The sequence below is a fragment of the Alcanivorax sp. S6407 genome, assembly GCF_023016115.1.
Lineage (GTDB): Bacteria > Pseudomonadota > Gammaproteobacteria > Pseudomonadales > Alcanivoracaceae > Alcanivorax.
In genome coordinates this window covers 447,802-463,017 of record NZ_JALKBH010000001.1, presented here as the reverse complement: position 1 = coordinate 463,017, position 15,216 = coordinate 447,802, and the positions used below count along the sequence as shown (strand labels likewise).

The 15,216-nt window shown below is 48.7% G+C and carries 10 protein-coding genes; 5 read left to right on the top strand and 5 right to left on the bottom strand.

Annotated elements, in window-relative coordinates:
• Positions 1 to 46 precede the first annotated feature (46 nt).
• The gene (locus MWU49_RS02085) at positions 47 to 1,279 is read left to right on the top strand and encodes an FAD-dependent oxidoreductase (protein WP_246967500.1); all 1,233 of its coding nucleotides are present in this window, start codon (positions 47 to 49) and stop codon (positions 1,277 to 1,279) included.
• 245 nt (positions 1,280 to 1,524) lie between these two features.
• Here the strand turns inward: MWU49_RS02085 and MWU49_RS02080 are convergent, their stop codons facing one another.
• Genes MWU49_RS02080 through MWU49_RS02065 form a run of 4 tightly spaced genes read right to left on the bottom strand, consistent with a single transcriptional unit; the run spans position 1,525 to position 6,966 of the window.
• Positions 1,525 to 3,465 (bottom strand): antitoxin Xre/MbcA/ParS toxin-binding domain-containing protein, encoded by a 1,941-nt coding sequence (locus MWU49_RS02080; RefSeq protein WP_246967498.1) that lies wholly within the window; start codon positions 3,463 to 3,465, stop codon positions 1,525 to 1,527.
• Between the two features lies 1 nt (position 3,466).
• Positions 3,467 to 4,426, bottom strand: coding sequence for an ATP-binding protein (locus MWU49_RS02075; protein WP_246967496.1), 960 nt, complete (start codon positions 4,424 to 4,426; stop codon positions 3,467 to 3,469).
• A 1-nt stretch (position 4,427) separates the two neighbouring features.
• Positions 4,428 to 6,287, bottom strand: a complete 1,860-nt coding sequence (locus MWU49_RS02070) for a hypothetical protein (RefSeq protein WP_246967494.1) — start codon at positions 6,285 to 6,287, stop codon at positions 4,428 to 4,430.
• Entirely contained in the window at positions 6,268 to 6,966 is a 699-nt protein-coding gene (locus tag MWU49_RS02065) for a TnsA endonuclease N-terminal domain-containing protein (protein WP_246967492.1), read from the bottom strand. Before MWU49_RS02065 ends, MWU49_RS02070 begins: the two co-directional genes overlap by 20 nt.
• 207 nt (positions 6,967 to 7,173) lie before the next feature.
• Between MWU49_RS02065 and MWU49_RS02060 the strand changes: the two genes are divergently transcribed.
• On the top strand, positions 7,174 to 7,893 hold the full coding sequence (locus tag MWU49_RS02060) for a tyrosine-type recombinase/integrase (RefSeq protein WP_246967491.1): 720 nt from the start codon (positions 7,174 to 7,176) through the stop codon (positions 7,891 to 7,893).
• A gap of 12 nt (positions 7,894 to 7,905) precedes the next feature.
• Positions 7,906 to 11,802 (top strand): DUF4365 domain-containing protein, encoded by a 3,897-nt coding sequence (locus MWU49_RS02055; RefSeq protein ID WP_246967488.1) that lies wholly within the window; start codon positions 7,906 to 7,908, stop codon positions 11,800 to 11,802.
• Here MWU49_RS02055 and MWU49_RS02050 read toward each other — a convergent pair.
• A complete protein-coding gene (locus MWU49_RS02050; RefSeq protein ID WP_246967485.1) occupies positions 11,795 to 12,568 on the bottom strand; it encodes a site-specific integrase in 774 nt (257 codons plus the stop codon). The genes MWU49_RS02055 and MWU49_RS02050 overlap by 8 nt on opposite strands.
• Before the next feature lie 602 nt (positions 12,569 to 13,170).
• Here MWU49_RS02050 and MWU49_RS02045 point away from each other — a divergent pair.
• Together MWU49_RS02045 and ccoN are read left to right on the top strand one after the other, a co-directional pair.
• Positions 13,171 to 13,518: a DUF3147 family protein gene (locus MWU49_RS02045; RefSeq protein WP_246967482.1), complete on the top strand. Its 348-nt coding sequence runs from the start codon at positions 13,171 to 13,173 to the stop codon at positions 13,516 to 13,518.
• A gap of 265 nt (positions 13,519 to 13,783) precedes the next feature.
• A complete protein-coding gene (gene ccoN / locus MWU49_RS02040) occupies positions 13,784 to 15,214 on the top strand; it encodes a cytochrome-c oxidase, cbb3-type subunit I (RefSeq protein ID WP_246967480.1) in 1,431 nt (476 codons plus the stop codon).
• Positions 15,215 to 15,216: the final 2 nt, after the last annotated feature.

Sequence of the window (15,216 nt, the reverse complement as noted above, 5' to 3'; positions counted from 1 at the left end):
GGTAAGTGGATAACTCGGTTACAGGACACATAGAAAGAGACAAGATATGACCAACAAAAAGAAAGAGACCACTGTCATCATTGGTGGTGGACACGCAGCAGGAACACTTCTGACCGCCTTGCTGCAAAAAAAATACCCAAACGAAGTGGTCTTGGTGAGCGAAGAGCCGCACCCTCCCTACCAGCGGCCGCCCTTGTCCAAGACTTATCTGGCGGGGGAGGTTGATCAGACGTCGTTATACCTTAAATCGCCCTCTGTCTACGAGAATGCGGGGCAGCAATTACGACTCGGCGTGCGCGTAGAACAGATTAACAGAGACGACAAAAACCTCATTTTGTCAGATCAGAGCACCTTGCAGTACGACCGACTGGTCTTGGCCACTGGCTCACATGTTCGCCGCCTTAACGCGCCGGGCTCAGAATTGAAAGGCATTCATTATCTGCATGATATCGCGGACACGGATGCCCTGCGTAGTGAGTTAGCACCCGGTAAACGCCTGGTCATCGTGGGGGGCGGCTATATCGGACTTGAAGTAGCAGCCAGTGCGACCAAGCAGGGTGTTAATGTTACCGTCCTGGAAGCTGCTGATCGACTGATGCAGCGTGTTACGGGGCCAGAAATTTCAGAGTTTTTCTACGCCAAACACACGGATGCCGGCGTTGATGTGCGCCTGGACACGGCCGTAACCGGTTTTGAATCAGACGGTAAGGGGCGTGTCTCTGGCGTCACCTTGGCCGCTGGGGGCAGGGTGTCAGCGGATATTGTGCTTGTCTCAATTGGTGTAGTACCGGAAACAGCCTTGGCTGAGCATGCTGGCCTGCTATGTGATGACGGCATTGTCGTTGATGAATTTACTCGCACTGATGATCCAGACATTCTGGCAATCGGCGATTGTACCCGCCACCGGAATCTATTCTTCGAAAAGAGGCAGCGCCTTGAATCTGTGGCTAACGCTGTGGATCAAGCGCGTACGGCGGCGGCGACTCTTATGGGCGAGGAGAAGCCCTACGATAGCGCCCCCTGGTTCTGGTCGAACCAGTATGACGTTCGCCTGCAGATGGTAGGGTTGTCGCAGAATCATGACCAGCGCGTACTACGTGGCAACATCACTGACAAGGAATTTGCAGTTTTCTATCTATGCGAGGGGTGCGTCATTGCTGTTGATGCAGTCAATCTGCCTATTGCTTTCATGGTGGGTAAGAAGCTGGTGCAGCAACGCAAAAGCATCAGCGCTAAAGCATTGCGTGATCTTAATTTTGAACTGAAGTCTTTAATCTGAAGTACTGAATTAATTGTTATCTGTAACCGGTCTTAATGACGAAGTGTGTCAATGAAGTTCGTACTTTCGTCCAAGTGTATCCAACTGAAAACGCGGTTTTAGTATAGCTTATGGTGTAGCTAGCCTTACATCCCTTATCCAAAGCAGCAAAAACAGCTGCAAACACACCTGTGCATCATCGGTTATGCTGTCAGAGTTACTCATAATCCTAGAATAAGGAAACTGATATGCGGGTGGCGGTTAAGCTAAGAAAATACTCCATGCTTAGCCCTCAAAAGCAATATCCGTACCTGTTCGGCATCATGGCTGGTTTTGCACATCTCCAGCGGTGAGGATCCATTAAAGATACGCCTCGGTGTACTTAGCCAAGTGACGGCCTCATTCTTATTGCCATCAAAAACGTCTAAGGCCGTAATAAGGTTGTTTGCAATCCGGATGATTGCCTCTCCCTCCGCGGGGGATAAACCGGTGCCTTTTGTGGGGATCGATTTGGAGGTTTTATCAGAGTGGAGCACGCTTACAATTTTGTCATCTTCTACTCTAATGAGGTCAGCCATTCTGGTAATGATAGAGGCATCCAGTCCTGAAAGGACCAGATTTTCTCGCTCCTTGCTGTTAATCGGTAAATCAAGAAGAGGCCATACCTGATCATTTCTGAGTTTCTTTTCCATGATGTTTCTCCATTTTTGCGCATCCTTCATTCCCTGAAGAGATGTGTAGTAGTTCCTAAGTGAGTTGCTATTGTCAAACTGTTCCCTGTACCAATCAGCGAACGATTCTATAGAAGGGATAGCATTTTTTTCGATAATGATTGAGCAGCCTTTAACCATGACAAATGGGCGCAATGAATATGCGTTATGTGATTGGCACCACTCATTTGATGGCTTCATGGATTCTAGGTCGATCTGATCAAGGGGAGAGTTGAAATCTGTATAAATAGACATTCTTCCATTTTGAATCGAAATTTTGATTTTCTGAGTAGTCACGGGGGGAACGTTAGGAAGTGATTTAACATGGTTGGGCCGATAATTTTTCAATACCAGTTTATAATCGGCATCCCGTATTAACGTAAGATATCGAAGCAAATCACAGAATACCTGCTCTATGGCCATTGAGCGATAATACCTGGCCATTCTATAACCAAATTTATACAGCGAGTCATTGTGTGAAATAAGAGGTGGGCTATAGTTCATTTCAGGGAAATAGTAGCGATCAAGGAGCGGGTAATTGTTCAGATCTACACCTATCGAAAAGCGATCATCCGATAAGGAGTTAACAACCAAACTCAACGCGCCACAAATGGGGCAGATCCCGTCATCCCAGCTATGCCCTCGGTAATTGCCGATTCTGCACTCTTCATGGTCGGTATTGGTGAATATCCAGTCGATGATTTTGAGAAGGGTTTTGCAGTCCTCCGTTACATGACTACGTTTGGGTTCTATGGTGCCGCCAGGAAAGCCTGACATACCTGCTATAACCCAGTAGCCAAATGGGACTCCCTTCGAGTCGATTTGGACGACAGGACCGGTTTTGGACTTGATTGGGATGTAGTCTATATAAGGAGCAGGGGGCTTTCCCGGAGAGCTCATCAGGTCCCAGGCCGGCGTTATCGCATCAGCGATATTGGATAGCGACCATGACGGACAGGTATATTCTCGAGGTATCACGCGATTATCATAAAAAACCAGCCTGTATGCGCCATCCTGCTGCTGATGTTCAGCAATTGATCTAAGGTCAGCAAAGGAGAAACGCCTAATTCTATCCCGTTCTGATATCGAATCCTCATCCATGTCATCGATACTGGGTATTCCGCATGTGGGACAGGGGTTGCGAGGCAGCGATTTGATGTTGGGCCAGTACTTACCACAGTCCGGACATTTTTCTTCAAATGGAATGTTATGGATTGGACAGCGTGTGAGCCAAGGCAGGGAATAATACTCTGTGTGAAACAGCGACTTTGCACAAATTGGACATTGGCGAGGCGCTTCATCCGAGAAGGGAAAAAGGGAGGTTCCCATGTTTTGCTTATCGACCAGCCATGAGTAGATATTCAATGGCGTCATTGAGTTTGCCACTTTTTTGAATCGGGCTAATGGTACGCCGGAATTGTGCACCAGGGCTCGCCGAATCGTTGCGTAAGCACTTTCTTCTGGGTGTCGAAAATAGCTTCCCGTATTCAATGTCATGTCAATCCCCCCTCTTTTTAACCAGGTCGGGAAGAATCCCTGAAATATGCAGGCATTCATGGATGTGTTCTGGTTCGTAATTGCGATGTCCGCAGCGGGGTAGCACGTCGCAGAGGAGCGTGTTCACAGTAGAGATGAAATATTGCATTCCCCAATATTGGATACCTAGCCCTTGGGTATGCGCCACAAACGCGGACCATAAATCCTTGGCCATATCGGCAAGCGCCCAACCATCGGCCATGGTGTCGGGCAAAAAGTACTCAGCATAGGTAGGACCTTGTGCGGGATATCGGAGAATGTCGTATTGTTGCAGGCAATCGCGGACATCGCCCTCTGACCGTAGCCCTTTAAATTTGATGTGCTGGCGAAAAAAGCGCCCATAGATATGGGTGTAGTGCGGATTTTCCAGGGTTTCGAGTAGCCCACGGCAGTCGGGGTAACTTCCGATAAATACCGTCGTCAAATCCAGGTGATATCGTTCAGAGCGGTCATACAGTTCAGCAAACGCATCGAGTTGAAATGGTGACAGACGTTGAAACTCATCGATAATAAGGAGGGCAGCATCGGATCCGGAATCCGAGGATTGATCCAGAATATAACTGAAATACATTTCGCTTAACGTATCCGCCGTGTCGCCTTTGGTGATATGTAAATCCGCAGCCAAGCACAGGTTGCGTAATACCATCCTGATGGTTGTCTGATCGCGACTGGGAATCGAGCTGTATAGCACGGGGATAGGTATGCCATTACGGCCTTTAATAGGATCCAGCTCAATACTTCTGGCCACTGAGGTTTTACCCGCGCGTGAAGCGCCAGTAATCACCATGCCTGGCTGCCGGGTATAAATGCATCGTGTGATGCTCTCTCGCACGAAATGCATCGCGGGAGTGGGTATCAGAAACTCGCGGGGCCGGAATATGGGATGCGTGTAATGCGTGAGATCGTCTGCGCGGCTTTCCATGCTAATGCCTCCTGTCGGCTAAACTGACACTCCATTTGAAGCCCGAGGATTTCGATCGGGCCTCGTCCTGATAGAGATTGATGCCTCGTCTTTCCGGGTCGTACTCGCTGCAAATTCGGATGATTTGCTGCGCACAATAAGGGTGGTGTTTGTTATCGATTAATTGGCGCAAATAGCCCGCCATGATGTCCTTGCCGTGGAGCGCGTGCTTTTTGACGAGTTTCATGATGGTTTTTCGAGTCCGTATCGAATGCCGATACCCCTGCCATTCCAGGGGGGCATTGAGCTCGCCAAGCAAGACTCCGTCCTTCGTGATTGCTCGCACTTTTCGGATATCTCGTCTATTCACCGCGATGAGAATGGATTTGTCATTATTAGGGAGCTCAGAAAGACATGCGCCGGAATAGCGGGCATAGCAAAAATTCACAAAGGCATATCGAGATCGGTCAGTGGCTCTATGCACTGCGACGGAATGCGTCGTTGTCAGCGGCTCCCAGTGGTGTATGCCATCCAGCGGATCAAGGGGTCGACAGCTGAGGAAGCTCTCCTGGTGGAACCGAAGCAGCTCCAGGGGCGTTGAGCCGCCGAGCCGGGCGAGAGGCGTGACATTATGTGCTGTAATAGCCACCTCGAGGGCCTCCTCGAATGCCTGGTAGGTGATGACAGGCGGCTTATTCCTGTTCTTTCTCGCCTCATGAGCCGGATCAGTCGGGTAAGACCCTGTCGTCGATGGCAGCCGATGCACCAACCGCTTATTCAATCGTTGGAAGGCGAATTCCACTAAATGACGGGTCAAGGGGGAGGCGGGATGGCTATAGTTCGTGGTTGCACACAGTTTTTTGAGGAGCAGATCTTTCACGGTCAGCGCATAGTGGCTCATGGCGTTGTCAAACGCGTACTGCTTTGCGACCAGAAAGGAGGGGTTGTCCTGACTATTGGGTAGGCACGCCTCTACCTGATAACTCAAGCCCTCGTGCCGGAGGGACCATGGCTTCCAGGGGGTCAACAGGCGCTCAAACAACTCAAGGAGGTCATCCTGCGATGCGGTGTGCACTGGGTTGAGGACATAACTCAAAATACAGTCCGTTGCCTTGTCGATCATCACGACGAGAGTCGCTCGGGCTGTACGTAACGGAATGAACTTGTTATTCAGATCGAGAATTAGCTTCCCCTGGAAATCAATGAGATGCTCGTCAATCTGAACCTCATCCAGCGCCCGTCGACCAAACTCACTCCCTACGATCACTGACGCGCGTTGGCGTGTGATCAGCTTTTGGTTGGCTAATTCCAGGCGACGACGATGAAGGTACTTGCGAACGCTTTCATAGGCGCACTTCTCCGTAGTGTAGGGATAAACGTCTTTGGGCCAGCAAGCTTCCTCTAATACCCGCTTGAATTCCCCATGGAGGCCAGCGGGGGTGAGTCGTTGCCCAGCAATCGTCTCTCGAACGGCGTGCTCGATGGTCTTGTCCAGTCCCGCTTTGAGACCAGGCACTTCCCCCAGAAGGCGAGTGAAAGCCCCCGTGCCTCCACTGGGCTCATCCTCAGTGGGCAGGGGGGCGTTTCGCCGTTTCGTGACGAGATGCTTTCCAGGGATAAGCCCACCCAGCAGCGCAGGGGAGCTATCGCTCTCACTGGACAGACACCGATCCAGTAACTGACTGATCCGCCCAATGGATAAGCCGGTCTCCTTGGCAGCGTCGCGTAACGTGGCGCCTTGTAGTACCTGTTTGACGGCACGGCGATTGCGGTCGAAGCCTATCTTTGCCGCAGGCCTCAGGGGCTCAAGCACGGTGGGCCAGGTACGCATATCCTTTAGATCCGGGTTCAGAATCAGCTGTTCACGCCAGGGAATTTTCATAGGAAAGCACCGTGTCCACATTTAACGGCTCAATCCGCAGATCCGCCGTGATCACGCCCTGATGAAGCAGCCGAAACAGGGCCACTTCGGTGACAGGCGAAGGGACGGATTCCTGGGGTGGGAGCACGTCACCGACGGTGAGGTCATGGCCGGCGAGCAGCTGCTCCAGAATATCCTGTTCCCGATGCCGTGTTTCCAGGGACTTGAACCGCATCAGCACTTGAATGATGTGCAGCCAATGTCGGGCTTCAGGCTCTCTCTCGAAGATTTGCTCGTTGCTGACGGCGCTGAACTGCATGCCCTCGCGTCTAAAAAACCGTTCCAGAGGTTCCTGATCCTGTACCGGTATGGCACTCGCGGGTTTGACCTCGATTACCTGAGCTGGGCCAGAGCGTCGCCTGACATAAAAGTCAGGCGTATAGCGTCTGTTACCGACCCACAATCGAAATGGCTGCGGTACGAAATGCGTTACCTCAGGGTCCGCCTCCAGGAGACAGCAATACAAGTACTCGGCTGGGGAGTGGCATTCGCTGCTGTCGGCGGCGTGCTTGGGGAATTGTTGGTGAGAGAGGTTGGTAGCAATCTGAAACTGCTTACCAGCGCTGTGCTGCTGGGGGACCAGCTCGGTCTCAGGCCGGATCCTGAGGGAGTGGGCTCTTCCTGAGCGGTCGTGATGCATGGCGATACCTCCTGATCAGACTGATTTCAGTATAGGTATCGGGGGGAATCACTAAAAACTACGGTGTGCACCAGTTACCGGTAAATTGGTGCATCGCCGATTATTCCTTGGAAAGGTGGTCAAATTATGATCTATTGTGGGTCTGGAGGTAACGGATATACCTCCCGAACCGCACCATCCTATAAGGGCTGGAATGGTACAAAAAAAATGAGCGAGAACGGAATTCTGCATCCGCCGTGCCAACGGCTCTTCGATCCTCCTGAACCGCCAGGCGTGGATTACCCCGTACGTTTCGTCCAGATCCACTGGGATCGGCTGATCGCCAAGCGCCACCTCGTTCTCGAAACCACTGACCTACATCAGGCGTATCTGCTCAAGCCTGAGGTGGTGAAACTCCTGGATGCACAGAAGAACACGACGCATCGATTGATCATGGATCTGTTGTGGGGAACCGGGGGCAGGGTGTCTGAAATTTTGGGACTGAAGCCAAGCAGCTTCATTGAAGACGGTTACGGGTTCGGAGTGATTCTGAGGACCTTGAAGCAGGGCAGGGGACGGCCCACAAAGCGGTCACTGCATCGATCCCCCAAGCGTTACATCCCTATAGAAGATCCCTTACTTCAAGACCGGGTGCAGAGCTACCTCTGGTCCGGTAAGTTCAAAAAAGACGAACGCATCTTCAAGATGGCTCGGCAGACCGTAAACCGGCACATCAACGATCTTGTGGTCAGAATGGGTGGAGCGCCGTTTCCGATCAGCGCCCATACCTTTAGGCATTCGTTTGCCATTCACCTATTGCTCCATGGCCTGCCGCTCAAGTACGTTTCACAGCTGATGGGGCATCGAAGCATCGAAAGCACAGAGATATACACCAACGTCCTGACAGTGGACGGGGGGCATTTTTTAAAGGGTGTGGATTTTCACTAGAGAATAACAGTCATGACAGAGCGTAAGCTTCCTAAAAGCAGTAGCAGTCAGAATGTTGGGCATAGAGCAACTAGGGCCCTCGTCGCACAGCTACCTGATAACTGGAGAGAAAATCCTTTAGATGGAGATTCTGACTTCGGCATAGATTATGTGATTCAAGTTCTTAACGAGAACAGCGAGGCTTACTCTTCCTTTTTTTTGCAACTCAAAGGTACTGAGTCTATAGATTTGGTTGAGGGCGGGGATGAAATTTCCTTTTCAATGGACTCAACCACACTAAATTTCTATAACCACAATGAGCCCGCAACAATGCTTGCAATTGCGGACATGTCTTCTGCGAATAGACCTGCGGATTGCAAAATTTACTACAAATGGCTAGATGATGATTATCTAGAGGAATTAAAACAAAGAATTGCAGATCATCAAACTGTCAAAGTACGGATTCCAATTGCCCAAGTACTTAATGAAAATTTAGATGTCCTACCTTATATAAGAGAAAGAATAGATCTTAAAGCGGGTGTCGGGGCTTTGAGCAGGGTGGCTAAGACACATGGAAGAGTTCCGAATCAGGTTTTTAGTGACTTTGCAAATTATGCAGAAAAAAAGCCAGTCGCTTTTGATCTGGCAGATGACAAGTCTGGATCCCCCTGGATTGAGAATCCCAAAGGTTCAACCCCGGAATCATTGAGGGAAATTGACCTTCTTATCTCAAGTAACAAACTTGGTGAGGCTGTTGAATTAATCGAGAAAGAAAGGGAATCATCAAGTAACTACTCAGAACATGAGCTATCTGAATTAAAGTCACTCGAAGGTCGATTGCTAATATTGCAGGGTAGGGAAGAGGAAGGATCACAATTACTTCAGGAAGCTTTTTATAATTACGGTGAAGAAAGATACAAAATTCAGTATTATGAAAGCCTATTTTGTACGGATAAAATCTACGAAGAAGAAACACAAAAACAGCTTCTCGCTGATCTGTCACGGGACAATCTTAAAGAATGCATCATAAGGGCTAAATGTCTAGCAATCATGGCTGATGAATCAGCTCTTGATGAAATTGCTGACCATGATTATGACGAAACGTTAATTACTCGCTTGCTATTGCTCACCATTCTTGGCAATGAGGATTTGCTTGGAGAGCTATTAGAAAGTATTGACGTCGATAAATTCAATAAAAAACAGCGTTATACGTATAATTGCCTAGCTGCAAGATTTTATTTTTCTAAAGGGGTATCCCCGCATTCAGATGAAAGTAATGGCGAAAGGCTACTGGCTCCTGCATGGGGGTACAACGACTTTGATTATCAATCACTCGAGATCTCACTTGGGCATACGCGAAACGCTTTGAAATTAGCAGCAGAGCTCGGCTATCCATACGACATATCCGTAGTAATAGATTTTGCTGGCCCTCTGTTTTCATTTTTCTCAGTTGCCGATGAGCTTATTGACTTTGTGACAAATATCGGAAGTGAAAGTGAACGCTGGGCCCAAGCTGCCAGCCGGGTTTTGCCACTTTTTTTCAATTCGGGGGATTATGAGGGGGTTATCAAAATTCTTGACGCAAAAGATCACGAAGATCCGGAATCAGTATGGATGCGCATTGCCTCAAAGTATTACCTTGGCGCGAAACGGGATGTTGTAAACCTCGTCAAAGAAAATAGAGGCATTATTAATGATGAGAACATGCTGGAGCCTGGTGCAATTTTATCGATGGGCGCCATGTGCGCATATGACATATTAGACAATGAGGCCGAAGTGGAATTTTTGGACTCGATTTCCAAATTAAGTAACGGCGCTGAAGTAACCATTGTTTATGATTTTGTTAAGGCTTCATCTCAGGGGCCATATTCAAAAGATATAGCCCTAAATGTTTTGATAGAAGAGTTTTTTAAAAGTGACTCTTTAATAATTGCTCAGCAGCTTGTCAGCTGCTTAGACAACAATAACTTGAAACATGCGGAAGTTGCCATTCATTGTTGTGACTTGATTTCTCAGGAAAGACGCCTTTCACCAAAAGAAACCAAAACGCTTGCGTTTTCTTATTTGAAAACTGAGCAGTGGGAAAAGCTCAAAAAAATCTGCGAAGATTTCGAGCCCCATCAGCAGAGCGACGAAGACGAGGACTTCTGGGCGCTAATGCTGTCTTCAGCTTATGATCGTCTTGGATCACCCCAGGAGGCGTTGAGCATTCTTGATGCCGCGATCAGGAAGAATCACTACTCAGGCCAAAGGGCCCAGTATTTCTGTGAACTGTGTATGAGGCTGGGCCTAACTGATACTGCGATTACAAAGATAGAGTCCCTATTAGAGGCTGACAATAAGGACAGTCTCACATCAATACTACGTACTTTAATCTTTGTTTATACATCCGAGCCTAAATACCATTCAAAAATTCCTGCTGTTATCAGAAGGCTCTCATCAACAGTAGATCAAGAAAATGAACAAGAAGAGGCTTCTTTCTTATTTACGTGCGTTAATTTGATGCAAATGGGAATTGTTAGAGAGAATGACCCATTGATCCCTTCGTTTCAGAAACGTGCCAATGATTTTTTTGAACGTTTCCCCGAGTCTGCCTTTTTCCGGCGTATTGAGTTTGACGATTCTAATCCTTCTAGCGTCATAGACCAAGTCAAGATGCTTACAGGTATAACAGATGAAAAAAACGCTGAAAGGATTAAAGTTAGGCGTCAGATAAGATCCAGAAAGCTACCGGTTCCATACTTTATGCTTAATCGCTTTCTGCCTGATGTTCAGGACTTATTTTCAGCCTGGTCAAGGCAAATAAGTTACGCTGAATGCACCTCCGAATATAAGATTTTTAGAAGCCGGAACAATAGAATAACACTTGGTGAGCATTTCAAAAGAAAGAATAAGGTTTTATTCGACCAAACATCTCTTCTGGTTTTGTCTGATATCGGCATTCTTGATCTCGTTCTAGACTCGATGCCTGGAATTTTCATGATAAGAGATGACTATGAACAAATAATTGAGTTGGCTCACCCGATTTTTGGGTCTTTAAGCTCATGGCTACCTGAAAAAATAAAGGCTTCACTATCCAAAAGGCTAGGGAGAATTACCTTCTTGGCCTTGCCAGACGAAGCAATTAACCTTCCTGATAATATAGCTTCCCTCATTGAACAAGATGATTTGCTTTTTTGTACTGACGATTACTTTGTCTCATTATTCGTCAACAAAAACGACTATACGATCAACTCTGATGACATTCTTTTATATTTGGTAGAAACACGAACGATTGACGAATCCCAGTTCTTTGATGCGTATACATCACTGTGCAATCTTGGAATGGAAAATATCACTCCTTGCCTGCAAACCCTACATTTACTAACTGATTTCTATATTTCGGAAGTCAGATCTGGCAATCAGGATAAAGAACTTGCCAAGGGCTTCCTTTCTGTAATAGATGCGGCAACGTCCCAACTATATTCAGATCAAGCCGTCATTGAATGGTATGCATCATTCTTCTCAATCTACCTCAATCAAGGTAAACAAGCCGAATCTGCAACATCCCTTTATGGTTTGGTGGTGCGCATGCTTTTTCGTCTTCAACGCATTAGTAGAGACGAAGCATTGGCGCGATGGTTCGTTCATGCTTGCCATGCAACTGACTATAAAGAGATGAGTGAATTTTTGAAATGTGGTATTTGGCAACACGAATACTTTAGTGTTGTAAAAGACTTGTACGGCCAGGACTGGAACAAAAACCGATTCTTCTATTTTGTGTCCAAAGTTATTTGCGAACGATCCGAGATTGAGTCTTCCGACATATTTGACAAGGTACGCTTATCTGTTGTTGAAGGAACAAATGATTCTGAATTATTGGTGAGGGTGTATACCCAGACCGTTTTACGTACACGGCTAAACGAAGAAAATCAGGCTAGTACTAATTGAGGTTTTTAAGTGCATCAATAATTTGCTCTTCCGGAGGGTCTTCATAAATCAAAGTCGTCGATGGATTTACATGCCCAGCGATTTTCTGGGCAATTTTCACCGATTTTTTTTGCTTATGTATCACATCAGTAATCAAAGTTCTGCGCCCGCTGTGAGAGCTGGCTTTTTCGATTCTCGCCCATCCATTAAGTATCAATTTCATATGTTCTTGGATTGTGTTGGGAGAGTAGGGGCCACCTTTCTGAGAAACAAACAAAGGGGAGGAGGGCTTTAGGCTTCCTACTGAATCAAGCCTTAATTGCAAATAATCAATGAGTGATTGCCTAAGCGCCAAATCTACCAATGGTAGATCTCTGGACTTTCCCTTGTGCTTGCGTACAGGAGGGTAAAAATCCTCAGGGTTAACAGAAACACCTGCCTTTGCGAGTTTTTCCACCTGTCGAATGACCTGGTCAAATCTTGATACATCAAAGCTAACGGTCTTACGGTCGTAGTGGGATCTTGAGCGGCCCATCGCATCAGCCCCCTTGGTATATGCCGCAGGTAGACTCATCACTTCCAGAAGCTCCAAACTGGTGCCCGACGGGTTGAGTCTTGCAACCTCCTTCACCTGAAGGAGAGCTATCTCCTGCGCTCGAAGCCCCAGCTTGAAGCTGATTTGCATGATCGCTGTGTTCTTTTCGGGGTGCCGATGATGCTGAATCACGTCGAACACGTGGTCTTGTTGTTCAGCAGTGAGGGCCCGCGCCTGACCTGATTTGGGCATAGATCACCTAGAATAGGGTGAAAAACATAATCCGTAATAATGATATTTTAACGGATTATTGGTCGGAATGGGACTCCCAGGGGGCACATCCAGAGCCGCTAAAGGCAAATAGCTACAACCATCAGCAACCAATCCCAACCCGCATCAGCCATAGCCATCTTGTTCTAGAACAAAACAGATGGGTCGCGCAGAACGCGATCAGCCTGGCAGATCCCGTCACGCCAACGCAGCAATCACATCCTGTCTTGCCAGTGGGTAGGCCCCGACCGATTCACTCTTTGGGTTTTCAGCCAGACTTGAGCTGCCATGCATTAGGACAGAGGGCAGGAGAAGAGGCCCCAGAGCAGTGCGACGACTTTAGGGCTTTACGTGGATGTTACGACGACTTTAGGCCTTCAGTTGTAAGTTTAGCCCTTGTCTTGAAATAGTTTAGATCTTTAGTTGGTCGGCCAGCTGGCATGACCCACTGAATCATCTCAAACAGTTAATTTAACATAATATACATTATGCGTAGTTATTGATGGTTAATCAGGGCAGGCATTCACCCTGTGGTCTTCTCTATGGCACTATCTCTACATACCAAGGATTGGCCAAGGCTGTTTATGCCTATTTATCTCAAGTACCTCATTACTGCCGCCATTGTCGTGGCAGTCTCTGAAATTGCCAGGCACAGCGACCGTGTCGGCGCATTGATTGCGTCGCTTCCCATGGTCTCGTTACTCGTCATGTTCTGGTTGTATCTGGATAACCAGCCCCAGGACAAGATCGCCAATCACGCCTGGTACAGCTTCTGGTATGTGATACCGACACTGCCCATGTTTGCTCTTTTTCCGATGATGATCAGCCGCTGGGGATTCTGGCTCGCCATGGGCACAGCCATAATCCTGACTATTTTCTGTTTTGTGGGCTTCGCACTGATTGTACGTTCATTTGGTGTCAGCCTGTTTTAGACAGGCTTCCATGCGCGTGAGCCTACGCTGACAACTGGCTGGGACAAAATGTCCACATTGAAAATGCGGCTTTACTATCGCCATTCGGCTTATAGCTAAATAGTATAGCCATATGGTCATATAGTCCCTGTAGCTTCTGATGTCGGGGCTGATTTCGAATAATGCTCAAGGGGCGATCAGCGCACAAAAACCCTTGATCTGTATCAAAAAGCGCCAGAGAAAGCCTGCTAGAGTCGCGGGCAGAATCAACCGGAAGGAAACGCACATGGAAAACGCTGTTGCTTCGCCACCCTACAACTACAGGGTTGTCCGGCAATTCACCATCATGTCGGTGGTGTGGGGTATTGTCGGGATGCTGGTCGGCGTGATTATCGCTGCCCAGTTGGCCTGGCCTGCCCTGAATTTCGAAATTCCCTGGCTCACCTTTGGCCGTCTGCGGCCATTGCACACCAATGCGGTGATTTTCGCCTTTGGTGGCTGTGCGCTGATGGGCACCTCGTATTACGTGGTACAGCGGACCTGTAATACGGTGCTGGCCTTTCCAAAACTGGCAGCCTTTACCTTCTGGGGCTGGCAGGCAGTGATTGTGGCCGCGGCCATTTCCCTGCCGCTGGGTTTCACCAGCGCCAAGGAATATGCCGAGCTGGAATGGCCGATCGATATCCTGATCACCCTGGTCTGGGTGGCCTACGCCATCGTTTTCTTCATGACGATTGCGCGCCGCAAACAGGCTCATATCTACGTGGCCAACTGGTTCTACGGCGCCTTCATCATTGCTGTGGCGCTGCTGCACGTGGTGAACAACCTGGAAGTGCCGGTTTCCGCCATGAAATCCTACTCTGTCTACTCCGGCGCCATCGATGCCATGGTGCAGTGGTGGTATGGCCATAACGCGGTGGGCTTCTTCCTGACCGCGGGCTTCCTGGGGATGATGTACTACTACATTCCGGTTCAGGCGCAACGCCCGGTGTATTCCTACCGGCTGTCCATCGTGCACTTCTGGGCACTGATTGCCGTATATATGTGGGCTGGCCCGCATCACCTGCACTACTCTTCCCTGCCTGACTGGGCACAGTCCGTGGGCATGGTGTTCTCTATTGTGCTGCTGGCCCCCAGCTGGGGCGGCATGATCAACGGCATGATGACCCTGTCCGGTGCCTGGCACAAACTGCGCACCGACCCGATTATCCGCTTCATGATTGTTGCCCTGTCCTTCTATGGCATGAGCACCTTTGAAGGCCCAATGATGTCCATCAAGACGGTGAATGCGCTCAGCCATAACACCGACTGGACTATCGGTCACGTGCATTCCGGTGCGCTGGGCTGGGTAGCCATGATCACCATTGGTGCCATCTACGTGATGATTCCTCGCCTCTTTGATCGCAAGCAGATGTACTCCGTAGGCTGGATCAATGCGCACTTCTGGCTCAGCACCATTGGTACGGTTCTGTATATCGCCTCCATGTGGGTGTCCGGCATCATGCAAGGCCTGATGTGGCGTGCGGTGAACACCGACGGCACCCTGACGTTCAACTTCGTTCAGGAGTTGGTGGAGCGCCAGCCGTTCTACATCATTCGTTTGCTGGGTGGGGTCATCTTCCTTGCCGGCATGGTGCTGATGGCGGTGAACGTCTACAAGACCATTCTTGGTAACCGCGATGTGAGCGGCGCCGATAACGTGATGCAGGCGGCCTGAGG

Bases quoted from the DNA above. Each gene is read 5' to 3' on its own strand.
- MWU49_RS02085 (WP_246967500.1), top strand. From the start codon at position 47: ATGACCAACAAAAAGAAAGAGACCACTGTCATCATTGGTGGTGGACAC.
- MWU49_RS02045 (WP_246967482.1), top strand. From the start codon at position 13,171: ATGCCTATTTATCTCAAGTACCTCATTACTGCCGCCATTGTCGTGGCA.
- ccoN (WP_246967480.1), top strand. From the start codon at position 13,784: ATGGAAAACGCTGTTGCTTCGCCACCCTACAACTACAGGGTTGTCCGG.
- MWU49_RS02050 (WP_246967485.1), bottom strand. From the start codon at position 12,568: ATGCCCAAATCAGGTCAGGCGCGGGCCCTCACTGCTGAACAACAAGAC.
- MWU49_RS02080 (WP_246967498.1), bottom strand. From the start codon at position 3,465: ATGACATTGAATACGGGAAGCTATTTTCGACACCCAGAAGAAAGTGCT.
- MWU49_RS02075 (WP_246967496.1), bottom strand. From the start codon at position 4,426: ATGGAAAGCCGCGCAGACGATCTCACGCATTACACGCATCCCATATTC.
- MWU49_RS02060 (WP_246967491.1), top strand. From the start codon at position 7,174: ATGAGCGAGAACGGAATTCTGCATCCGCCGTGCCAACGGCTCTTCGAT.
- MWU49_RS02065 (WP_246967492.1), bottom strand. From the start codon at position 6,966: ATGCATCACGACCGCTCAGGAAGAGCCCACTCCCTCAGGATCCGGCCT.
- MWU49_RS02055 (WP_246967488.1), top strand. From the start codon at position 7,906: ATGACAGAGCGTAAGCTTCCTAAAAGCAGTAGCAGTCAGAATGTTGGG.
- MWU49_RS02070 (WP_246967494.1), bottom strand. From the start codon at position 6,287: ATGAAAATTCCCTGGCGTGAACAGCTGATTCTGAACCCGGATCTAAAG.